At 68.9% G+C, this 22,532-nt stretch carries 16 protein-coding genes and 1 pseudogene; 4 read left to right on the top strand and 13 right to left on the bottom strand.

Translation table 11 applies throughout. The features are described 5' to 3' along the window. Nucleotides 1-271 precede the first annotated feature (271 nt). The 8 genes from ABT245_RS03140 to ABT245_RS03105 form a co-directional block, all read right to left on the bottom strand. Nucleotides 272-1,918: an FAD-dependent oxidoreductase gene (locus ABT245_RS03140; RefSeq protein WP_502982060.1), complete on the bottom strand. Its 1,647-nt coding sequence runs from the start codon at nt 1,916-1,918 to the stop codon at nt 272-274. 112 nt (nt 1,919-2,030) lie between these two features. Continuing rightward, entirely contained in the window at nt 2,031-3,002 is a 972-nt protein-coding gene (locus ABT245_RS03135) for an acetylxylan esterase (protein ID WP_351728020.1), read from the bottom strand. Between the two features lie 214 nt (nt 3,003-3,216). Further along, nucleotides 3,217-4,119 carry an NAD-dependent epimerase/dehydratase family protein gene (locus ABT245_RS03130; protein WP_351728018.1) on the bottom strand — a complete coding sequence of 301 codons (903 nt, stop codon included), beginning with the start codon at nt 4,117-4,119 and terminating at the stop codon, nt 3,217-3,219. After that, nucleotides 4,119-5,414, bottom strand: coding sequence for an enolase C-terminal domain-like protein (locus ABT245_RS03125; protein ID WP_351728017.1), 1,296 nt, complete (start codon nt 5,412-5,414; stop codon nt 4,119-4,121). Before ABT245_RS03125 ends, ABT245_RS03130 begins: the two co-directional genes overlap by 1 nt. A 104-nt stretch (nt 5,415-5,518) precedes the next feature. Continuing rightward, on the bottom strand, nt 5,519-6,463 hold the full coding sequence (locus ABT245_RS03120) for a carbohydrate ABC transporter permease (RefSeq protein WP_351728016.1): 945 nt from the start codon (nt 6,461-6,463) through the stop codon (nt 5,519-5,521). After that, entirely contained in the window at nt 6,460-7,377 is a 918-nt protein-coding gene (locus ABT245_RS03115) for a carbohydrate ABC transporter permease (RefSeq protein WP_351728014.1), read from the bottom strand. Before ABT245_RS03115 ends, ABT245_RS03120 begins: the two co-directional genes overlap by 4 nt. A 35-nt stretch (nt 7,378-7,412) precedes the next feature. After that, a complete protein-coding gene (locus ABT245_RS03110; protein WP_351728013.1) occupies nt 7,413-8,885 on the bottom strand; it encodes an ABC transporter substrate-binding protein in 1,473 nt (490 codons plus the stop codon). A gap of 151 nt (nt 8,886-9,036) precedes the next feature. Continuing rightward, nucleotides 9,037-11,766, bottom strand: coding sequence for a sugar-binding protein (locus tag ABT245_RS03105; protein ID WP_351728012.1), 2,730 nt, complete (start codon nt 11,764-11,766; stop codon nt 9,037-9,039). Between the two features lie 237 nt (nt 11,767-12,003). On the opposite strand from ABT245_RS03105, the gene ABT245_RS03100 reads away from it, so the two are divergent. From ABT245_RS03100 to ABT245_RS03090, 3 genes are all read left to right on the top strand, one after another. Continuing rightward, nucleotides 12,004-13,020 (top strand): LacI family DNA-binding transcriptional regulator, encoded by a 1,017-nt coding sequence (locus ABT245_RS03100; protein ID WP_351728011.1) that lies wholly within the window; start codon nt 12,004-12,006, stop codon nt 13,018-13,020. Nucleotides 13,021-13,278: 258 nt separating this feature from the next. Continuing rightward, nucleotides 13,279-13,428: a hypothetical protein gene (locus tag ABT245_RS03095; RefSeq protein ID WP_351728010.1), complete on the top strand. Its 150-nt coding sequence runs from the start codon at nt 13,279-13,281 to the stop codon at nt 13,426-13,428. 437 nt (nt 13,429-13,865) lie between these two features. Then, nucleotides 13,866-15,554, top strand: coding sequence for an alpha-galactosidase (locus tag ABT245_RS03090; RefSeq protein WP_351728009.1), 1,689 nt, complete (start codon nt 13,866-13,868; stop codon nt 15,552-15,554). 4 nt (nt 15,555-15,558) lie between these two features. Here ABT245_RS03090 and ABT245_RS03085 read toward each other — a convergent pair whose 3' ends face one another. Continuing rightward, nucleotides 15,559-17,100, bottom strand: coding sequence for an FAD-dependent oxidoreductase (locus tag ABT245_RS03085; protein ID WP_351728007.1), 1,542 nt, complete (start codon nt 17,098-17,100; stop codon nt 15,559-15,561). A gap of 37 nt (nt 17,101-17,137) precedes the next feature. Here ABT245_RS03085 and ABT245_RS03080 point away from each other — a divergent pair, with 37 nt between their 5' ends. Further along, nucleotides 17,138-17,974 (top strand): AraC family transcriptional regulator, encoded by an 837-nt coding sequence (locus ABT245_RS03080; protein ID WP_351728006.1) that lies wholly within the window; start codon nt 17,138-17,140, stop codon nt 17,972-17,974. A gap of 7 nt (nt 17,975-17,981) precedes the next feature. On the opposite strand, the pseudogene ABT245_RS03075 reads toward ABT245_RS03080, so the two are convergent. The 4 genes and pseudogenes from ABT245_RS03075 to ABT245_RS03060 form a co-directional block, all read right to left on the bottom strand. Further along, nucleotides 17,982-18,407: pseudogene (locus tag ABT245_RS03075) on the bottom strand (hypothetical protein); the annotation flags it as partial. Nucleotides 18,408-18,477: 70 nt separating this feature from the next. Then, entirely contained in the window at nt 18,478-19,968 is a 1,491-nt protein-coding gene (locus ABT245_RS03070) for a cellulose binding domain-containing protein (protein WP_351728005.1), read from the bottom strand. Nucleotides 19,969-20,287: 319 nt separating this feature from the next. Continuing rightward, on the bottom strand, nt 20,288-21,607 hold the full coding sequence (locus ABT245_RS03065) for a radical SAM protein (protein WP_351728004.1): 1,320 nt from the start codon (nt 21,605-21,607) through the stop codon (nt 20,288-20,290). 458 nt (nt 21,608-22,065) lie between these two features. After that, nucleotides 22,066-22,497, bottom strand: coding sequence for an NUDIX hydrolase (locus ABT245_RS03060; protein WP_351728003.1), 432 nt, complete (start codon nt 22,495-22,497; stop codon nt 22,066-22,068). Nucleotides 22,498-22,532: the final 35 nt, after the last annotated feature.

Raw genomic sequence — 22,532 nt, 5'->3', positions numbered from 1 at the left:
CTTGTACGTTCTTCCCGTGATGGTCGGACAGGGGCGGAGCGAGGGGGCGGCAGGGGTCATCGGATGACGTCTGCGGTGCATGCGAGTGCCGCCAGCTCGTCCCTGCGTGGTAGTCCTTCGCAGTCGCCGGGGACACTCACGGCGTACGCTCCGGCGGCGACGGCCGTGCGCAGACGCGTCAAGGGTTCTCCATAAGTGAAGGTGCGGGCGAACTCCAAAGGCCCGGTCTCAACGGCGTTGATGCTCACCTTGTGTGTGCTGCTGTGCGGGTTCACTGCTCGGTGGTTCTGATGCGCTCGGACCAGCCGAGTTGGAAGCCGAGCACGCCGGTGAGCACCTGTTGGAACTCTTCGAGGCGGTGCGGGTCGTTGCGGACCTTTCGGGGAGTCATGCCTGTGTTGAGGCAGTGCGCGGCCAGCGCCCCGGCCGCCTCGCCGATGTTCCACTCCACGGGGTGGAGGCGGTAGCAACCGTTGGTGATATGTGTCGTCCCGATGTTCTTGTTGGCCGGGAGCAGGTTCTCGACGCGCTGTGGGATCAGCGCGCCCAACGGGATCTGGAAGGGGTAATCGGCGATGTCGATGTACGGGCCGGGCCCGTCCGCACCCCCGGTGCTGGGGTGCAGGTCGATGCGGTAGGAGCCGAGACCGACGGAGTCAGGGAAGATCTCCGATCCGACCGGCAGCCCCTCCTGCTTGCGTGCGTCGACGCCTACATGCTGCTCCAGGACGGTGAACTCCGCCCGGATCCGGCGCGACTCACGGACGTAGGGGCGCATGGCCAGACCGTCTGCCGTTCCCAGTACGTCACCACGCGGACGCAGACCCCGGTAGCCGGTGCCTCCGTCCAGGCGTGGTGCTTCCGTCTGCATCCAGTAGAGGAAAGAGAGGCTCTGCTGACGGGAGGCCTCCAGGTGACGCTGCCGGGTCTCCTCGTCGACGCCGGTCAACGGGCCCGCCATGTAGTCGATTTGCGGCCAGTTCACCAGGGTGATGTCGCTCTGGTAGCGGCCCGGAGTGTGGTGGGCGACGTTGAAGATGCGGCGGTAGTTCCATCGGTCGGGCGCGGCGTGTCCTCGTGGCGAGTTCACGTGGTCGAAGAGCGCCTGGTGTCGAGGGGCGAGCGTGCGGGGATGCACGTCCTGCCAGGACAGCAAAGGACCCGGCCAGCAGTTCGGTCGGTAGTCACGCCAGAAGGCGTACTCGGCCGGGCGGTCGATCGTGAAGTCCTTGCCGGGGTGGTAGTCGACGGCGAAGCTCCAGGTGAAGGACTGCTGATCGAGCGGGTCGGCCGGTCCCTCCAGAGCGTGCGGTTCACCGGTCTCCTCGCGGCTCTCCGCTCCGGTGACGTGTTCGACACCGGCGAGGTCCAGCAGATCGCCCAGCTCCGTGGCGTCCAGGATGTAGGGGGCGCTCACCGTCAGTTCGGCGCCGGTCGCCCGGGAGCGCAATGTCACGGCACTCACCCGGTCACCGTCGGTTTGTGCGGACACCGGTTCGTGCTGCTCCAGCACGGTCAGCCGGCGATCGGCCCGGTACGGCGCGAGCATTTCCTCGACAGCGGCGACACCCACCCGAGGCTCGTGACAGACCGGGCTCACCGCTCCCCCGCCGGGATTCAGCAGCGGCGCTGTGCGGGCGTCCTCACTGAGGTCGTAGTTGCGTCGGTAGTAGGCACGGATGTTCTCCCGCAACCGCCGGTAGCTGCGGGTGGCCCCCTGCTCCTCGATCCAGGGGTGCTCGTCCGGTGGTACGGCCTGTGAGGTCATCTGGCCGCCGAGCCAGGGTGACTCCTCCGTCAGGACGACCCGCCGTCCGAGCCGGGCCACGGCGAGCGCGGCGGCCACGCCACCGAGGCCACCGCCCACCACAAGGACATCTGTCTCTTCCACCGGCGTGGGAAATCCATCTGAAGACATGGGTGTCTTCTCCTTTCTGAGGTTCTGTGCGCACGCCGCCTTCACCGGCGGCCGTCTGCGCACAGACAGGTGACAGGACTGGACGCGCAGCTGTCCGATTGCCCCGTCCCGGTCAGGCGAGGATCCTTGTCAGGAACCGGAACTGTTCCGCGGTCTGAAAGGCCCCGCCACCTTCGTGGCCGTTGAACTTCCACACTGTGATGTCCTTGTCCGTTCCGGCCCAGCGGTTGTAGGCCGCGAAGACGGTCGACGGCGGGCACACGGAGTCCATCAAGGCCACGGAGAACAATGCGGGTGCGGTCGCCCGTGCGGCGAGGTTGACGCCGTCGAAGTAGTCGAGCGTGTTGAACGCCTGCTCCTCGCTGAGGCGGTGTGTGCGGCAGTATGTCGCGACCTCGTTGTAGGGATTCGCGTCGGTGATCTCCACAGCTCGCCGGAAATGGCACAGGAACGGCACGTCGGCCATGACAGCGGCCACACCCCGGGCGAGCCCGGCGGCCGCGATGGCGATGCCTCCTCCCTGGCTGCCGCCCTGCAACGCGATCCGGTCGCCGTCGATTCGAGGATGCGCCGAGGCGATGTCCACGGCACGGACGGCATCGGTGAACAGCCGCCGGTAGTAATAGGTTTCCGGCGAACCGATGCCCTGGGTCAGCCGTCCCGGGGTGGACGGTTTTCCGGAGGGGTCCGGGTCCGGTGTCACGGCGTGGGCGAACCCTCCGCTGCCCTGGCCGCGGCTGTCCATGACGAGGTGTGCGTAGCCGGCCGCCGACCAGGTCAGATACTCGTGCGGCAGACCGCGGCCGCCGTTGTAGCCGATGAACTGCACCACGCACGGCAGGCGCCCCTGCGTATGCCGCGGCAGGATCAGCCAGGCGCGTACCGGCTGTCCTTCGTAGCCGCTGAAGGTTACGTCGAACACGTCCACGGTGCGCAGTCCGCTTTCGTACGGCTCGTAGCGCGCGGGCCACGCCGCGGTCCGGGCCCCGGCCACGGTGCGCTGCCAGAAGGCATCGAAATCGGCGGGCTCCGTGGGTTCAGGCCGGTAGGAACGCAGTTCGGCCAGGGGTTTGTCGACAAACATGGAAGGACTCTTTCGCTGGGGTGGCGGCGGGCCCAAGACATGGGCCCGCTGCCTCGGCCGGAGCACATGTGGGTGGCGGCTCCGTGAGTTGTCCCGGGCCGGCTTCGCTTTCGCGGGAGCCACTGATGGCTCCGGTGAACCGTGAGGGCAGGACTGCGCATGGCCCGAGCGGCCCCTTGGCGCTCGGGAGCCGCGCGAGCCGTGCCGGGCGGCGTCAGCCGGCGGCCGCGCCGAGGGGGCGTTCTTCGAGATCGGTCGTCGCTCGTGGAGTGAAGCCGAGCAGTCTGGTCGCCGCACTGGTGTCGATCGGCGTGCGACGGCCGGGGATCGGACGGCGCACCGGAGTGTTGGGGTGGTATGTAGCGATCAACTCCTCCGTCGGGTAGGGGGCGAGGATGTCCGGTGCCGCGGCGAACACGGCGTGGAAGCCCGTCAGCGGCTCGGTGACGGCATGCCACGCGGCCTTGGCGGCGTCGTCCACGTCGAGGTAGGCCCAGGAGTCCGCGGCTGCCGCACCGGGATCGTCGAGGGTCATCGCCAGCCGGTCGGCGAGCCTGGCCTGGTTGGATATGAAGGGATACCGGATGGCGACGACGCTCATGCCGTGCCGACGGCACATCATCTGCGCGGTGCCCTCATCGGCCAGCTTCGACAGCGCGTACGCGTCGGTGATCTGAAGCGGCAGTTGTTCGTCGATCGGGTAGTACGCGGGGTGCAGTGTCGTCGGGGCCCAGGGGATACCGAGGATCGAGTAACTGCTGGCGATCATCGCCCGGCCCACGCCCGCCTGCCCCGCCTCCTCAAGGACGACGAAGGTGGCGCGACTGTTGCCCGCGAACACCTCCAGGGGAGTGCCGTGGTGCGGAGACGGCCGGGCCGCGAGATGAATGACGGCATCCACACCGTCCAGAGCCAGGCGCACACTCGCCGGATCACCGGCGTCGCCGGTGACCACGCGGTCCACGGGCAGGTCACCGGGGTCGTCGAGAACGAGCGCGGTGGCTTCGACGCCCCGCGCGTGCAGCAGATCGATGACGGAACGACCGACCATCCCGGCGGCACCGGTCACCAGGACCCGCTGCGGCCGATGTGCCTCGCCGTTGGCGACGTCGCGCATCACGGGGCCTCGAGTCCGCCGTCGGGGCGGCGCACGCGCGCCGCCCAGGACTCGTGCAGGAACTTCGTCGGCGGGAACTGCGCCGCTGCCTTCTCGTCCAGGCCCACACCCCAACCAGGCTCCTCGGACGGGGTCAGGTGGCCGTCCTGCACAACCGGCGTGCCGGTGAAGACCTCGTGCGTGGCGTCGTTGTACTCGTGCGACTCCTGGAACCCGAAGGCAGGGGTGGAGATGTCAACGGCGAGGTTCGCCGCCACCCCCACCGGGGAGATGTCGCCGGGCGAGTGGAAGGCGGTCCTCACCCCGCACAGTTCCGCCAGTGCCACCAACTTGCGGGTGGGGGTCAGGCCGCCCACCGAGGAGGTGTGCAGCCGCAGCAGATCCACACCGCCGTCCTTCACCAGGCGGGCGGCGTCGGTCACCGATCCGATCTGCTCCCCCACCGCGATGGGTACCGGCGAGGCAGCACGGACTTCCGGCAGCCGGTCGTAGTGCTCGGGCGCGATGACGTCCTCCAGGAACGACAGCCCGTACGGTTCCAGTGCCCTTGCCAGCACCACCGCCTGCTTCGGTGTGAGGCGGCTGTGCACGTCGTGCATCAGGTTGATGCCCTGCCCGAGCCGCTCACGCGCGGCCGCGAACAACGCAGGTGTGCTGCGCACATAGCGCTCCACGTCCCAGCCGTCGGGGTACGGAGAACGGGGATAGCCGCCCGGCTGCCCCGGAGCGCCGTAGGCGCCCACACCCGGCTGGCCCGTCTGCAGGCGGACGTTGCGGTAGCCGCGGGCGATGAACTCCTCGGCCTGGTCCAAGGTGGCCTCGACGGTGGGAGCCGCGGCATGGGTGTAGACCTCGACCGCCGCCCGGGTACGCCCACCGAGCAACTCGTGCACCGGCAGGCCGGCACGCTTGCCCGCGATGTCCCACAGTGCCTGGTCGACGCCGGAGAGCGCGTTGTTCAGCACCGGCCCGTTGCGCCAGTACGACGAGTAGTGCACCAGCCTGGTGATGTCCTCGATGTCGGCCGGGTGACGGCCGATCACCAGCGGCGCGACATGTTTCTCCACCGCGGCGACCACGGCCTCGTAGCGCTGCGTGAAGGTGGCGCAGCCGAGCCCGTGGAGGCCGTCGTCGGAGGTGTCTACCCGTACGACGACCAGCGGCAGCCCCTCGGGGGCCGTGACGATCGCCCTCACTCGGGTGATGCGCAGGCGGTCACGGTGCGTCCACGGTGGACCGGCCTGCGGGAGAGCGCCCGTGGCATCCAGCAGACGGTCCGGGTGGTGCCCTGTCATGTGTGTCCTAAGTTCGGTGGGTTCTGTGTCCGCGTGAGGTTGGAGCCCCTTGCGGACTCTTCGGGTGCGGCTGAAGGCGTGTGCGTTGCCCGGGGTTCGTCGGCTCAGCCCTTGGTACCGGTGTCACCGCCGACGCCGTTGACCACTTGCCGCTGGAAGACGACGAACAACAGCAACGGCGGCACGCTCGCCAGGAGCAGACCGGCGATGAGCAGCCCTTGATCGGATGTCTTGGCGATCATGGGCAGGGCCACTGCGATGGGCTGCTTCTGCGGGTCGGTCAGGGCGATCAGTGGCCAGATGAACTCCTTCCAGGACGCGATGAGGGTGAACAGCGACACGACGGCCAGGACCGGCCGGGACATCGGCAGCACGATGCGCCACAGCAGAGTCAGCGGGCCGGCGCCGTCCACTCGTGCCGCCTCGTACAGTTCGGCGGGGATGCCGTCGAAGAAACGCTTGACCAGCAGCACGTTGAACGCGTTGGCACCGGCGGGCAGCCAGACGGCCCAGAACGAGTTGATGAGATTCACCCCGAGGCCCGGCATGTGCTGCGCGGTGAGGTAGAGCGGGACCAGGCTGACCGTTGCGGGGACCAGCAGCGTGGCCAGCACCATGGCGTACAGCACCTTGCCGTAGCGGGGCTTGAGCACGGACAGCGCGAAACCGGCACTGGTCGACACGATCAGCTGTACGACCAGGCAACCCGCGGCGAGATACACGCTGTTGAGCAGATAGCGGCCGATCTCCAGACTGGTCAGTGCCTCGCTCAGATTGCCGAAACGAGTCTCGGAGGGCCACAGTGACAGCGGGTGCGCCACGATGTCGCCCGACGGGGAGACGGCCGCCTTGATCATCCAGAGGATCGGCCCGGCGCAGAAGAGCAGCAGCAACACGAGGACGACGATCTCGGTGGCCCGCAGGCCGACCCGCATCAGCGGCCTTCGCCGGTCGTGCGGCGAGATCAGTCGGCTCACCGGCTCCCTCGCCGCGCCCTTGGCGGGCCGCTCGGACGTCTGCCGCACGCTGCCGTCGGTGATGAGGCTCATGAGGTGCTCCAGCGGCGGGTGGTCCAGAGGTACACGGCGGACAGCAGGGACAGCGCCACCGCCAGCAGCATGGACATGGCGCTTGCGGCGCCGTAGTCGCCGTCGACGAAGGCGTAGCGGTAGATCAGAAGAAGCACGGTGACGGTGGCGTTCTCCGGGCCGCCGTCCGTCATCAGGTACGGCTCGGCGAACACCTGCAACGTGCCGATGAGTTGCAGCAACAGGAGCAGGAGCACGGTGCCCCGTAGCTGAGGGAACGTGATGTGCCAGATCCTGCGCCAGATCCGCGCTCCGTCGGTCTCTGCGGCCTCATACAGCTCTGGCGGCACGCGCGTGATCGCGGCGAGGTAGATCAGGGTGGCCGATCCCATGCCGGCCCACGTCGCTTCGAGGACCAGGCTGAACATGGCCGAGTGTGTGGACTGCAGCCACGGGTAGGGGCCGAGGCCCACCATCCCCAGCACCGTGTTGAACAGGCCATGGTCCGGCTCGTAGAACATCTGCCACAGCAGCACACCCACTACCGGCGGCAGCATCACCGGCAGGTACACGAGATACCTGTACAACCCCGCGAGACGGCGCAGCGTCGACATCTGCACCGCGAGCAACAAGGGCAGCGGGAACCCGATGACCAGGGCGAGTCCGGCGAACAGCAGCGTGTTCTGCACCGCCGTCGCCAGCAGCGGATCATCAAGGATGCGCTGGAAGTTGCGCAGCCCCACCCACTGGGCCGGATCGACGAGGTTGGTCTGCTGAAAGGACAGTTCAAGTCCTCTGGCCACCGGCCACCAGGCGAAGTATCCGAAGCAGAACAACGCGGGCAGCAGGAACGCCAGCGCCACCACGTCGTTGTGCAGCCGACGGCGCACCGTGCGTGACGGGGCGTTCTTCGTCTCGTCGGCCGTCTTGCTCATCTGCCTCGGTACGCGGCTCCGCACGTCGAGCGACGTCACTGTCCGCGCTCCAGGTCTGCTGCCACCTGCTGTGCGGCCTTGTCCAGGAGCGCTGCCGGATCGGCGTCCTTCTTGGTGAGTACGGCCTGGACCACGGGGTCGAGAGCGGCGTAGACCTTCTGGGCTGCCACCGGCGGCTCGGGCAGCAGCTTCAGCTTGGCGTTTCCTTCGGTGTAGGGCCGGAAGTTGCCCTGCGGCACGTTTACGTACGGCTTGCGGGCCGCGGCGACCTTCTTCTGCACATCGTCGGAGAAGCCGGCCACCTCCGGCACTCCGATGAGATTCTTCGGATCGGCGGACAGCGCCTTGGCCTGCTCTGCGGCCGCCTTGGGGTCGTAGTACGGCTTCACGTACTTGAAGAGGATCCACTTGACGGCGGCTGCGGTCTGAGCCTGCGTGGCGCGGGCGTTGACCATGAACACCGAGCCGCCCAGTTGGGTGGCGTTGCCGCCGCCTTGCGGCAGCGCGGCGGCGCCGAAGTCCTTCAATGTGCCGCCGTACTGCTGCACGATCGGGGTGACCGCGCTGGGCCCGTCGAGGAACATGCCGACCTCGCCGGCGCCGAAACGGCGCCAGACGTCCTGCTGGTTCTGGAGCTGGTTGGTTCCCATCGAGTTGTCCACGAAGCGCATGTCGTGGAGGAGTCGGAGAGCGTCCCGGGTCGGCTGCCCGGTGAAGGCGGGAACGTACTTGCCGTCCTGCTTCTTCTCCATCGTGCCGCCGCGGGAGTAGGTCTGTGAGGTCAGGTGCCATCCACCGGTGTTGTTGGTGGTGGTCTCGGCGTAGCCGGCCTTGCCCGTCTTGTCGTGGACGGCTTTGGCCGCCCGGCGCACCTCCTCCCAGGTGGTGGGCGGCTTGTCGGGATCAAGACCGGCCTTGGCGAAGAGGGAGCGGTTGTAGACCAGCCCCACGCTGTACGCCCCCACGGGAGCGGTGAGGCCGTAGACCTTGCCGGTGGCCGCGTCCTTGTTGGGTGTCAGCAGCTTCGGGTTGTACTCGTTGTACTGCGGCCAGGACTTGAGGTCGGAGGTGAGGTCCTTGACCTGTCGCCGGGCGATCAGTCCCTGAGGCTCGGTGAGCGGTACCGTGATCACGGTCTCCGCGTTGCCGCCGGCCAGTTTCGCCGCGAAGGTCTGCGCGTCCCACGCGGCGTCGGTGGCCTTGACCGTGATGGCCGGGTTGGCCTTCTCGAATGCGGCGATCTGTGTCTGGAAGGACTTCCTCGCCGCGGGGGCGGACTTGGGCGGCAGCCCCTGCACCGTGATGGTGACCTTCCCGTCGCCCCTGTCGCCGTCGCCGGATGAACAAGCCGCGAGGGAACTCGTCAGTGCGCAGGCCATCGCGACAACGACGGCTCGGGCGAAGGAATTGCGTTGCTTGGGCTTGCTTCCACCGTCACGCGGATACAGCGGGTACGCCGAGCCGCCGAATTGCCGTTCAGGGGCGGACGGTGTCCGATGTGCGTTCATGTGGTGCTCCATACGTAGGTGGTGGTCGGTGAGCGCTTTTGACGGCGGAGCGAAGGGCGAGGAACCGGGCTTGGTGCGTCCTGGTGTGGGCGGGGCCCCCTGCGAACCTGAACGGCGGGCCCCGCCCGCTCGTTCGGTACCGGTGGCGGGGTCAGGAGGTCTGCGGGTGCAGGGCGTGGAACTTGGCGGAGTCCTTGCCGTCCGCGATGCCGCCGCCCCAGGCGATCCAACCGAGTCGGCCGGCGCCGTCGGCGTCGTTGACCACGAGGGACGAGGAGAACAGTCCGTCGGATGCCTGCGGTCCCCCGAGCGAGGTCCACGGCAGCGCGATCTCGTAGGTGGTGGTGTGGGCGTTCTCGTCCCGGGCTATGGCGACCTTGGCACCGTCGACCGAAGTGCGCGCGGGATCAACCGGGTCGAGCCATCGGTAGAGCTGCGGCCCGGACGAGGTGAGGGCTGCCCCGATCTCGTTCCACGAGGCCTGCTCACCGGGGCCGCCGCGGGCCACTGTGAACTGCACCGAGTCGCCCTGCCAGATCTCCGCGCCGGAGTGTGCCTGGTGCTGGACCCGGTCCGCGACGACGGCCGTGACGTAGAGATGGGAGGTGTCCGTGGTGTACCAGGCTTTGCCGCCGAAGCCGCTCGGCCGGCCGGCGCCCGATGTCACCGGGACAAACGCAGCGGCGTCCAGATCGATGCCGGGCCGCGCCGTCACGGCCAAGTCGGCGCTGCCGTCGACGTGCACGGTCGTGGACGGCACGGACTGGATGGCATCGCTCTCCAACTGACGCAGTGTGCCGCCGACTTGGTAGGTCGCGCCGCCGCTTGTCGTGGCGGTGGCCGACCACTTGGTGTCCGAGACGAGGGTGGGCAGCGGCGCGGAGAGCACGGCGGTTCCCTTCGCGGCCACGGACGCCCCTTCCAGGCCGGAACCCGTGGCGCTGCCGATCTTCCAGGTCACGCTCTGGATCGTGACGGGGGTGGATGCGGCGTTGGCCACACTCAGGCGCAGGGACTGTTTCCCGTCGTCCGTGACGGAGCGGACGCCGTCGAACGTGACGGGGTCCCGTACCTTACCCTCTGCCGACAGGCGCACGAACGGCTTGCCGTCCATCGTGACCGCCGCCCGGTAGACAACCGTCGAGGGGCTCGACTGTGCGGGCAGGGAGATGGTGACGTCGCGGCTGGCACCGGCCGGGACGCGAGCGGTGGCAGATGTGTGCCCCACCGTCAGCCGGAACTCGTGCGACCGGGAGGTGTCGGGATTCTGCACCGTCCACTGTGCCCTGGCGCTCTCATGGGTGATGGTCGGCTCGACGACGAACTTGTCCGCGGTCGCGGTGGGCGCGCCGAGGGCTCCCCGGATCCAGAGGGGCGACACGCCTGCCTGCACGGTGATCTTTCCGTCGATCGGACTCACCACATGGGAGGCACCGCTCATGTCGGTGACCAGGACGTTCCCGGTGGCGCCAGGAAAGGCCAGGGTGGTGGCCTTGTCTGCCCACACCGCCTGCACCCTTTGGCCGTCGGCGGTCCGGTAGCGCAGATCCGTGACGCCGCTGGGGGTGGTGACCGGCGCGAGGGGCTCGGCCCCTGCCAGTTGACGCGTCGCCGTGGCCCAGGCAGCGAAGGCCGGCTTCGGCGTGTAGGCGCCGAGCGTATTGGTTCCGCTGTGGATCAGTCCGAAGTTGTGCTCGGTGTTCGACGGGTCGTCACCGTCGTCGATGAGGTCGTAGACGTAGTACTTCGCCACGCCGTGGAAGGTCGCGATCGCGGCCGCCTTGGCCGTGTTGCGGGCCTGGTCGACCTCGCTCACGGCCCGTACATCGGTCCCGGTGGGCCAACCGTTCTCGGTGATCCACAAGGGTTTGTCGGCACCGTTGTTGTACTTGCGCACGAGTGACTGCACCGCGGTGATCCGCGGCCCCAACCCGTCAGCGGACGCGGGCCAGTTGTAGGGGTGGGCGATGACCGCGTCGACGTAGGCCAGCGCGCCCTTCTGGAACGTCGTCTCCAGCCAGGACGTCGACAGGTTCGCCACTGCCGGGCCGAGCACCGGTACCGACGGGTCGGCGGCCTTGATCGCGCTCGACGCCGCCTTCAGCAGCGCGACATAGTTCTCGGGGTCCCTGGTGGCGTTGTGTCCGGTGCCCACATCCCACTCGTTCCAGACCTCGATGCCGGCGATATGCGCACCGAACTCCTTGGCCATACCGGCCGCGTACTTCGCGAACGCGGCGCGTCCCGCGTCCGTGGTGGGGCCCTGACCGCCGTCGTAGAAGTTGTTGCCGTAGTCGGCGACCAGCAGCGGCCGGATGCCCTTCGCGAAGAGCGGGTCGAGATACTTGTGCGCGGCGGTCCAGTCCAGCACGCCCTTGGTGGTTTCGGCTGTGCCCCACATGGCCTCGTCCCGTACGGTCACCGCGCCGCTGGGCAGGATGAGCGCCTGGGTCGAGGTGTCCCGGCCGAACGCGTAGTGCGTCCCGACGCCGAAGCGGCCTGCGCCGGAGGGCGAGGCGGACACCGTGGCCAGCGTGGTGGTGGCCTTGTCACCGGACGTGTCGGTCGCCGTGAGCGAGTACCAGCCGTGGGGCACGCTCGCGGGGACGGTGATGGCTGCGGAACCGCCCGACGGGGCGACGGACCCGCTCTTGACGGTGACCCCGTCCGTGTCGCTGAGGGTCCAACGGACCAGCGGGTCAGTGGTGTTGGCCACGACGGTGCGGGGGACGGACGGCGCGAAGATGTTGCCCTTCACCGTCTGCTTCAGCGTGAGGGTGGCGGCGTCGGCTGCTGAAGCGCCTGCGGCAAGGCTCGTCGGCGCGGTGACGTATACGACGGATGCGGCCAGGGCGGCGCAGGCCGCCGTTGCGAGGCGCACGGTCTTCGGTGATGACGAACGTACGGAGCGGACGGATCTCCTCATGAATGGCCCTCAGAACGTGAGACCGGATGGGAAGTTGAACGGCTCAAAGCCAGAGGCAAACGTTTGCCTGAGGATGTTGCGGCGGGCGGAGCAGCGCTGTCAAGGGTTTGCGCGGTGGTAACCTCGTCCGATGTCTGTGCTGGCAGCAGCGGTTCACTCACTCCCATTCCTGGGGGGTCCATGGCTCCATCAGTGACATTGCACGATGTCGCGGCCCGTGCCGGGGTGCACTACTCGACCGCTTCCCGGGTGCTCAACGGTCAGGGCAATGTGTCACCGGCGACCCGGGAACGGATCCTCAAAGCCGCTCGTGACCTGGACTTCGTGCCCAATACCCAAGCGCTCTTCTTCGCTCGCGGAACCAGTCGCACCTTTGGCGTCCTGACGCAGGATGCCGCGGAGACCTTCGCGTTGCCGACCTTCGGCGGCGCCTCGCTCGCTCTCGGGGCGCATGACATCGCCATGCTGCACTACGACGCCGACGGGGATCTCTCGGCCCTGGAACGCATCACGGCGCGCATGCGATCCCGCAAGATCGAGGCACTGCTCGTCCTCGGCAAGGGCCCTGAGCAGCCGCTCAAGGTGGTGACGAGCGGCCTTCGTGTACCGGTCGCGTTCGCCTACGCGATCTCCGCGAACCGGACGGACGCCAGCTTTGTCACCGACGGCATCGGCGCCGGACGCATGGTGGCCGACCACCTGCTCGACCTCGGGCGTAGCCGCTTCGCCCATGTGACCACCAGCGCTTCATTGGCCGCCCGACAGCGACAGCAGGGCTTCGTCGACCGGTTGCGTGAACGGGGCACTCAGATGGTGGTCCGCCGGTCCCTGCACGGCGACTGGAGCCGTGGTTGGGGCGAGGAGGCAGCCCGACGCCTGCTGCCACGCATGGGTCAACTGGATGCGATCTTCTGCGGCAACGACGCGATCGCGCTGGGGGTGGAGTCCGCACTCACCCGTCACGGAGTCCGAGTGCCGGACGACATCGCCCTCGTCGGGTACGACAACACAGAGGGGAACAGCTGGCCCGGCGCGAGGTACCCGCGCCGCCAGCACCTGACTACGGTCGAACCACGGCTCGGCGAGATCGGCCGCCGCGCCGTCGAGGCCCTGGTGGCGGCAGCGGCAGGGACCGCGCCGCTCCCCCGCGGCCCACAGCCCGTGCCGGGCGAGCTGATCGTGGGAGAGACCACCGCGCCGGGCACCTGAGCCCCACCGGAGTCGACGGCCATGGCGGGTGTGACATGTACAGCGGGAGGCCCAGCATCATGAAAACGTTCCCGTGATTGCAGCAAGGTCGGCGTCCGAGCAGCGTCGACGCCATCCAGACCCCGCGAACTTCTTTCTACCGAAGGGACGTTGTGTGCGAGGAGTGCTCTTGACACGTCCGGGAACGTTCGCAAGGATCCTCAGCGCCGACGGTCCGGAGTCGACCTCCGGCCGCGGTGCGGCAATGAGGAGCCATCAGTGCCAGTCACGATCCGCGAGGTGGCGAGCGCCGTCGAACTGCTCCTGGAAGCAGTCAACGGCCGTACGAACGGCACCGTGAGCCCCTGCGCGGAGATCGATTCCCGCCTGGTTCCGCGCGCCTCCACCGGTCCCGCACGCATGCGCTGAGCTACCCCGGCGCAAGAACTCGCTTCTTCGGCCCGATTTCACCCTCTGCGGCGGCGCACGCCGGCTTCGGCCTCGCCGCTCCCACGACTGAAGGTCTACTCGCCATGAGAAACGAAACGCCCGACACGACATCACTGTCGTCGAAGGCGGCCTGGCCGAAGCCGTCTGCTGCGCCGCGGCTTCTGCCTCCGGGCACCGGCAACCTCCGCTTTAGCCCTGGTCAGGGCCATGGACGGTCACACCGCTGTACCCGGGCCCGCACATGTGGGTGTCGGAGCCGTTGGAAGCCGACGCCCCGGAGACCTGGCTGAAGTCGTCGTGGCCGCGGCCGATGAGCCTGCGCCGCGTCGATGTCATCGCGGACGACGACGTCGACGAGGACCTGATCAACCCGCACCGTCACAGGACGCCGTTCGAGACGGTCCCGACGCTGCTGCGTGCTCACCACATCGAAGCACCCGGCCCCGCCGGCCTGTGGAGGAAACTGGGCCGAGTATCGGAGAACCGGCGGCGCCGGCACCCCCGGCTTCGGTTTCGCAGACGGACACATCTGGGCCGTGCACACCGCCTGGAGCGGCAACCATCGCCACTACGCCGAACAGGTCTTCACCGGTGAGCAGTTGATCGGAGGGGGTGAACTACTGTGGCCCGGCGAGGTACAACTCGGCCAAGGCGAGACCTACCACAGCCCCTGGCTGTACGCCGCCCACGGAGTGGGGCTGGACGCGGTCGCCCACCGCTTCCATCGTCACGTCCGAAGCCGCGCCGGGAACGTCTCGGCCGACCGGCCGGTGACGCTCAATGTCTGGGAAGCGGTCTACTTCGACCACGACCTCGGCCATCTGACCGAACTCGCCGAACGCGCGGCGGCGCTCGGCGTCGAGCGCTTCGTCCTCGACGACGGCTGGTTCGGCTCGCGCCGCGACGACACGTCGGGACTTGGCGATTGGGTCGTCTCCGAGGACGTGTGGCCCGATGGCCTGCACCCCCTGGTCAACCGGGTGCGCAGGCTCGGCATGCAGTTCGGTCTCTGGTTCGAACCGGAGATGATCAGTCCCGACAGTGATCTTGCCCGTGCACACCCGGACTGGATCATGTCCGCGCGAGCACACCTGCCGCTCGAAGCCCGGAACCAGCAGGTTCTCAACCTCACCGTCCCGGCAGCGTACGAACACATCCGCTCCCGGATCCTCGCCCTGCTGGATGAATACCCCATCGACTACATCAAGTGGGACCACAACCGCGACCTCATCGAGGCCGGGTCCCAGCACGACGAGGGGCGACCAGCCGTCCACGCCCAGACCCGAGCCTTCTACCGGCTCCTCGATGACGTCCGTGCCGCGCACCCGGGACTGGAGATCGAGTCCTGCTCCTCCGGCGGCGCACGCGTGGACCTGGAGGTCCTGGAGAGAACCGACCGCGTCTGGGCATCCGACAACATCGACCCCCACGACCGCCAGTCCGTGCTGCGCTGGACCACACAACTGCTCCCACCCGAATACATCGGCTCGCATATCGCCTCCGGACGCTCCCACGTCACCGGCCGCCACCACGACCTGGCCTTCCGGGCCGCGACGGCCGTCTTCGGTCATCTGGGTATCGAGTGGGACCTCACCCGGGCGACCGACGAGGAACTCGACGCCCTGCGCCGCTGGCTCGCGTACTACAAGAACGAACGACACCTTCTGCTCGCCGGCACCCTCGTACGCATCGACACCCCCGACACGCGCGTGTCCGCCCACGGTGTCGTCAACGATGACCGCTCCCGTGCGATCTTCGCCGTGGCAACCCTGGATTCCAGCTATCCCGATCCTCCGGCGCGCCTCAAGCTCCGCGGCCTCGACGCCTCCCGGGCCTACCGGATACGTCCCGTCTTCCCAGGACCCACACCCTCAGGTCTGATTCCCCCACTGTGGTGGGGGCAAGGCCACCAGGACGGCACGGTGTTCACCGGAGCCCCCTCGCACGCCCGCCCTCGCGACCACGTTTCCTTCGACGGGGCGGTACTGTCCGGGCAGGTGCTGCAGCAGGTAGGAGTGGCCATGCCGCGCCTGCACCCTGACCAGTCCGTCATCTACCACGTCGACCACTGTGCCCCTACCGGACACCCTGGGCAGCGTCGGTGAAGCGCTACCGTCCTGCCCAGGCAATCACCTGACCGCGCTCGACGAGCCGAGTCTGCAACGTGCCGACGTCGATGCCTTGCACGTCGGTCCGTTCACGCAACGCCTGCACCGCGGCAACCGCGGCGGATTCGGCCAGGACGCAGAAGACGGGTTCCATCCGAGTGGCCGCATAGGCTATGTGCGTGGCCGACAGGCATACCGGTATCAGCAGGTTGCCGCAGTCGGACCGCTGCGGGGTGATGGCGCGGTACGGGACCGGGTACGGCCGGCCGGTACCCAGGTGCCCACCGATGAACATGTCCCCTTCGGTCGCCACACCAAGCTGCCCGGTCTCCGGATGAGCACGCGGTATCCGTCGCGTCGGATAGACGTCCACGCCGAAGAGTGCGAGCCCGACACCGTCACTGGGGTCGGTCTTGTTGAGCACGTCCGCATGTGTGAGGGTGTATCTCCCGTCCAGCCGTCGCGCCACCCGCACATACAACTGCGGTGGCCAGCCGTCGGTGTCGGGGAAGACACTCGTGTCCAGTCCGTACTTCGCCGTCTCCTTCCTGAACTCCTCGGGCACGGCTGGATCCGTCGAAAGGAAATGGTGGAGCCCACGGAGATAGTCGATGTGGTGACGCCACAGCCGCGATCGGACATTCCAGTCGCCGTCCTGGTACCAACGGCTCACCCCGAGGGGAGCATTGGTGATCAGTGACGCCCGCTGGTAGTTGTACTCCCCCGAGTTGAGCCAGCCGGGAAAAATTCCTCGCAGCGATTCCATGTCCGGCCCCAGGTGTTCCACATACCGCTTCACCAACGCGAAGTCCTCGGCTGTGTAACCGTCGGGCGCAGTGATCTCAGCCCCGCGCGAGGGGTCCGCCGTGATGTAGAAGCGGAAGTTGTACGCCTGTGTGTAGTCGTCCGCGGCCCCGACGGGCAAGCCGTGATCCGGATCGAGCAGAGGCAGCAGTCCGCTCGTCCTGTCGCCTGGAACGACATACGGATCGACAGGTGCCCAGTTGGTGACGGTTCGCACGCCGGCGACGTCTTCGCCGTAGGCGTCTTGTGCTTCCCGTCCCGTGCGATAGGGAACGCCGGCCAGCGCCATCAGATCGCCCTCGTACGACGCGTCGATGAAGACCGACGCCTCTACGAGAGCATCGGGCGCCGCCAGCGAAGCCGGCAACGGCACTCCCCACCGGTCCGGCCCCGACGTCTCCAACTGGACGGCGGTGATGCGGTTGCCTTCCCTGTGCACCGCACGGACGCGGCGCTCGTAGATCACTTCGATGTCGTTGCTCTCGATCCACTCCTGGAACGCGAGCATGATGGCGCGAGGGTCGGTGCCGAACCCGAGGATCACCTCGCCCGTCAACCCGCCGGCCGCTGCGGGAACAGGGCAGTCCTGCTCGGGCTTGATGCCCGAGCCCAGCATGCCGCCGAGCCATCGACTCGGCTCGATCAGAATGACGGACGCGCCCTCCTGATGCGCCGTGATAGCGGCCGCACAACCCGCCGGCGTTCCCCCATAGACACAGATACTGGCTGCTGTCTTCATAGCCACCCACTGTGGCGCTGTGAGGCCCCGTGAGGGCATGGCAAATCCGATCACGGACATGTACTTTCTTGCCATGGTGACGCTGGACGGCTATCTGCTCGCGCCGCCCCAGGAACGGTTCAGCCGCAGTATCGACACCTACGAGGACTGGTGTCTGCTGATCCCCCGGACGGGGTCCTTCGCCTTCGCCGTCTCCGGCGGCGGGCAAGAGGTGGCACGCCTCGACGACATCGTGATGTGCCCGCCGGGAGGGTCTCTCTGGCGCCGGATGCAGGCTCCGACGTCGTTCTTCCACGCGCGCTTCAGTACCGATCTCGAACCACCCATCGGTCGCTCGCGGGTGGAGGACCACGACCGGCTCCGCACCGACTTCGCGATGCTCGAAGCGGCTCAGCGGCACGCCGACATGGTCGCTGCTCATGTCGTTGCCGACATCGTCCTGATGCTGTGCCGGCAACGCGACGCACCCGAGGACGAGTTGGTGCGGCAGGCCACTGCGTACCTCCGGACCCACTTCGCCTCTGCGGACCTTTCACTCGCTCATCTGGCCTTCGCACTCGGCATCAGCCCTGCACAGCTCTCCCGGCGTTTCCGGGCCGTGCACGGCGTCACACCGATCGCCTATCTCCGTACCGTTCGACTGCGGACGGCACAGCGCCTCCTGACCGAGTCGAACGACACTCTGCAAGTGATCGCCGAGCGTTGCGGCTTCCGAAGCGCCTTCTACTTCAGCCGAGTCTTCAGCAGGCACACCGGCGAATCGCCGTCTCGATACCGGCACCTCCCTCCAAAGACTCCCCATAGTGCGGGCAGAAAGGCGAGAGAGTCGGCGGCCGGTCCATGTCGAGGATGCCGTTCTCGGCCTGCGGGTTGACACGCCGGGCCAGGGCCAGGAACCGTTCGATGCGGCCGAGGTCGAGGTCGAGGGCGGGCGACACGGCGACGGTCGCGTGGTCGACGTCGGCGGCGAGGATCTGCCCCTCGGACCGCTTGGACGAGACGGAGCGCACGAAGGCGGTACGGCGCGGCAGCTACGCCCGTACGTAGCGCGGGGTGCCGCCGGGGTCGACGGCGACGCAGTCACCGGTGCACACGACCACAGCGGGTCGTGGGGTGACGAACGCGGTGTCGGCGCGCAGCGCACCGGCGGGGGTGATCACGTCGCACTGCCGCCGTCGACACGGGCGCCCCCGGCCGGGCGGCAGTACGCCGGCCGCGTGTGGGGTGGACTTCACAAGGTCGCCCCGGCTGTGCCGCGCGGACAGGCGCGGTGAGGTGAGTGGTGGTCGGCCGGTGGCAGGCTGCATGTGTCCCGCCCTGGGCCTGCCCCGTCAACCCGCTCTCCCTGGGTGATCGGTGGGCGGTGCCGGATGTGGGTCAATGGGCCGTGCAGGCATGTCCGTTGAGGGTGAAGGCGGACGGCGTCGAGTTCCTGCCGTGCCATGAGGCGAGGAAGCCGAAGCTGAGGTGGCCGCCCGCGGCGACTGACTTGTTGTAGTCGGCGGCGGTGGCGGTGACCCGGGCGCCGTGCTGGCTGAGGCTCGCGTCCCACATCTGGCTCACCTGCTGGCCGTCCCGGAAGGACCAGGAGACGCGCCAGTCGGCGAGGGCCTTCGCGGTGCTGATGGTGACAGTGGCCTGGAAGCCGTCGGGCCACTCGTTGACCTGCTCGTACGCGAACCGGCAGGCGGTCCCCGGCCAAGTCGCGGCATCCGAGCCGCGGGCGGTGGCCGCGGAGGTGCCCTGGGGTTCCGGGTCGGGGGCGTGGCCGGCCGACCCGGTCGGGCCGCCCATCGCGGTACCGGACGCGGAGGGCGCGGTGGAGCGGGCGGTGGGCACGGCGCGCGAGGGGTCCGCGGAAGGGAGCGGCACGCCGGGATCGGCGACCGGCTGCCGGTCGTCGGGGCGTGCGGTCCGGTCCTCGGCCGAGCCGCCGAAGGGCATCATCGACACACCGAGCGCCAGCAGGGACAGCAGGACGGCCGCGGCGAGCAGGCCGCCGCGCAGCAGACGGCCACGGCCGGTGCCCTCCTTCGGGTCCTCGCCCTCCCGGTCCGCCGGTGCCCCCGGGCGGCCGACGCCGAGCCTCACCTCGGCGGCCCGGCGGCGGCGCTCCAGATAGGCGAGGCCGCCCCAGCCGATGATCCCGCCGGTCAGCGCCGCGGGCAGCCCGCCGCCGTGCAGTCGCAGGCAGGCGGCGGCCTCCGCGCACTGGACACAGGTGGCCAGGTGCCGGGAGAGGTCGTCGGGGGTGTCGGTGGCGGGCGAGCGGGTGACCGCGTCGAGCAGCCGGGCGTAGCTGCGGCACTGCGCGTCCATCGGGGTGTCGAGGTGGGCGCGGTGGCAGCGGTCCCGGAACAGGGCCTGGACCTGGTCGAGTTCCTGGCTCGCGACATCCGGGTCGAGACCGAGCCGGCGGGCGACGACGGGCAGCGGCAGCGCCTCCACCTCGACCAGCCACAGCAGCGAGGCGTCCGCTTCCTGGAGGTCCCTGAGAGCGCGCAGGGCGATCGGGCGCAGCAGGGGCGGCCCGGTGTAGCGGGCGGCCTTGTCCGAGTTGAGCCACAGCCGGAGGTCGGGGTCGAGCCGGTGGCCGAGCCCGTCGGCCTCCCAGCCGGCGGCGGTGCTGCGGACGGCGGTCAGCAGCAGCGGGATCATGGGCAGCCGCGGTGCGCGCCGGCCCGCCCGCACCGGCGAGGACCCCACGGCGCGCGCCTCGCGCAGGCCCGTCGCGAACGCCTCGGTGGCCAGCTGGTTGGCCGTCTGGGCGCCGGACGTACACAGGTCGGCATAGGAGAGCACGGCATCCCAGTACTCGGCGAACAGCGCGGCCTCGGTGGCGTCCTGGGGGGTCGGCAGGTCGGGCATGGGTCTCCTGCATCCACGAACGAGGTCAACTCACCATATCGGCAATGGAGTTGGGGGGAACCTCGCGGAAGGGCCCGAGCTTTTCACGCTTTCGACACAACTGACAAGCGGCCTATTCAATTCTGGCTGCGGGCAGGGTACGGCGGGTCGTTCCGTCGTACGGTGCCGTGCGGCGCGGTCCGCCGCGAGCCACAACTCCGGCCTTCTGTACGGACGGCGACCGGGTTTTGACTCACCGTGGCACGCCGCCGGCCGCGCCCGCGTCGTGGCACCGCGTCTGTCTGTCCGCACCGGGCCCCTAACCGGCAGGCGGGCGCGGTCAGAGTTCGGCCGGTTCCTGCGCGGGGAGGCTGTCCATGAAGGAGCTGACGGAGAAAACGGCACGGCCGGGTCCGGGCGGGCCGTAGCCGGGCGGGGAGGACAGGCCGAAGTCGTCCATGGTGGCGCGGTAGGCCTCAAGGAGCCGGATGTGGTACTCCAGCGGGGCCCCCTGCGGGTTGGCCTTGCCGAGCGGGGTGGTGGGCTCCGGGCACCAGGTGGTGAAGCGGGGCGTGATCCCGTGCGACATGAAGAAGCGCAGGCCCTCGGTGGTGGACGCGATGGCCTCGTCGACGCTGGTGAAGCCGAACGGCTCGGCCATCTCAACGCCCGCCACGAAGTTCGGGATGACGTTGCGCGCGCCGAAGATCTCCGCCGAGTCGAGGATGCGCCGGTGCCACTCGTCGCGGCCGACGTAGCGTTCCTTGCCCGGGCAGTACAGCTCGAACAGCCTGCGGTCCCACACCTCGAAGTTGGGGTGGTAGATCTGCACGCCGTAGTCCTTGAAGCGCTGCACGTCGTCCTTGGGCAGCGCCTGCGCGACGACCTTGCCGATCCAGCGGCCCGGGAAGCGCTCCTCGATGGCCTTGGCGTAGTGGCCGTAGAAGTCGGCCTCGTCGCGCCCGGCGACCGTCTTGGTGATGGCGCCGCCGGTGAGCGTGTAGGCGGTGGACGCCTTCTGGGTGTCGTACCGGTCGATGATCTCCAGCGCCTCCAGGACCTCCTCGACGTCCTTCACGCCGGTGTAGGGCCGCCCGGCCGCCTTGTGCTGGCGCCAGTTGTGGTTGATGTCGCAGTACTGGCACTCCTCCTTCGCGCCGAAGTACTGGCAGACCCGGAAGACGGTCAGGTAGATCAGGTAGCCCCACTGGATGGTGGGGGCCACCTCCATCACGGACTTCCCGTTGGACAGGGTGTGCCGGTAGTACTCGGGCATCGGCGGGACGCCGACGTCGGCGATCCGCTTCCCGTCGAGGTAGAGGCCGAGCAGCCCCTCGTCGTCGGCGGCGACCCGGTACGGCGAGGACGGGTTCACCCGCACGGAGACCACGGTCCGGCGCAGGTCGTAGGGGCCGCCGGTGAGGATGATCTCCTCCGGTGGGCGGCGCAGCGCGGCCTCGCCCAGTTCCGGCAGGGTGCCGTGGTCGAAGGAGAAGATGAAGTACGACTTCGGTTTGACCTCGCCGTCCTCGTTGTCGGACAGGGCGGACGCGTCGAAGGCGACACCGCCCCGGAGCAGGTCCTCCTTGATGACGGCTTCCCGCGGTACATGCGGGAACCGCTCCATCAGATCCTCGACCAGCGCGGTACGGCTGCCCATCCCGTGTCTCCTCCCGGCTCAGGCGTTCGACTCCTCACGGTATGCCCCCGCCCGCACGCCCGACGTGCCGGGTCCCCCGCGCGCCGCACCGAGAAGAAACCGACCGGGCGCCCCGCGCCCCGCGGAGAAGAAACCGGCCGGCTGCCCCGCGCCCCGCGCCGAGACGGGAACGGCCAGGGTCCCGCGCCCCGTGCCGAGACGGGGGACGCCCGGGGGCCCCGCGCCCTCACCACCCCGGAAGAGGGCCGCCCGGCCACCCTGTGACACCAGTCACACCACGCGCACCTGCGCCGACCCGGACTCCCCCGGCCTGCGCCTCCTGCCGGCCCCTGAAGGCCAGCCCGCCCCACCGGGCCCCCGGCGGAACAGTGGCAGGGAGCGCCTTCTGGGGGCGGTGGCCAAGGTGCCGCTGGACGTAGCGGACTATCTGGCCGCGCTGGACGATCTGGCGGAACTGCTCAGGAACTCATGTGTGTGACGGCCTGGCGCACGACGTCCAGGTTGTAGTCGTCGATGTCGACGCGGGACAGTTCGTCGAGGGCCAGCCAGGCGTAGTCCTGGTCCGGCTCGGGCAGGGTGATGACCCGGGTCAGTGGCCGGACCAGGAAGTTGTCCTGCCAGTTCTTGACCTCGTGCCCGCGGTAGTCGCTGACGAAGGAGGATTCGCCGACCCGGCGGACGACCTCGCCGAGCAGGCCGGTCTCCTCCTTCAGTTCCCGCAGCGCGCCGTCCGCGGGGGTCTCCCCCGGCTCCAGCTTCCCGCACGGCACGCCCCACACCCGGGGCAGGAACCGTTCGCGTTCGCTGCGCCGCACCAGGAGCACCCGCTCCCGCTCGTCCAACACGACGGCGGCCGCCAGTCGCCTCTCGCCGGGGATCTCCAGGTCCATGGTTCCTCGGTCCCTCGCCGGTGCTGAGTCCAAAG

This window comes from Streptomyces sp. NPDC001508, from assembly GCF_040298665.1.
Taxonomy (GTDB): Bacteria; Actinomycetota; Actinomycetes; order Streptomycetales; family Streptomycetaceae; genus Streptomyces.
This window is presented reverse-complemented; position numbering and strand designations above follow the sequence as displayed.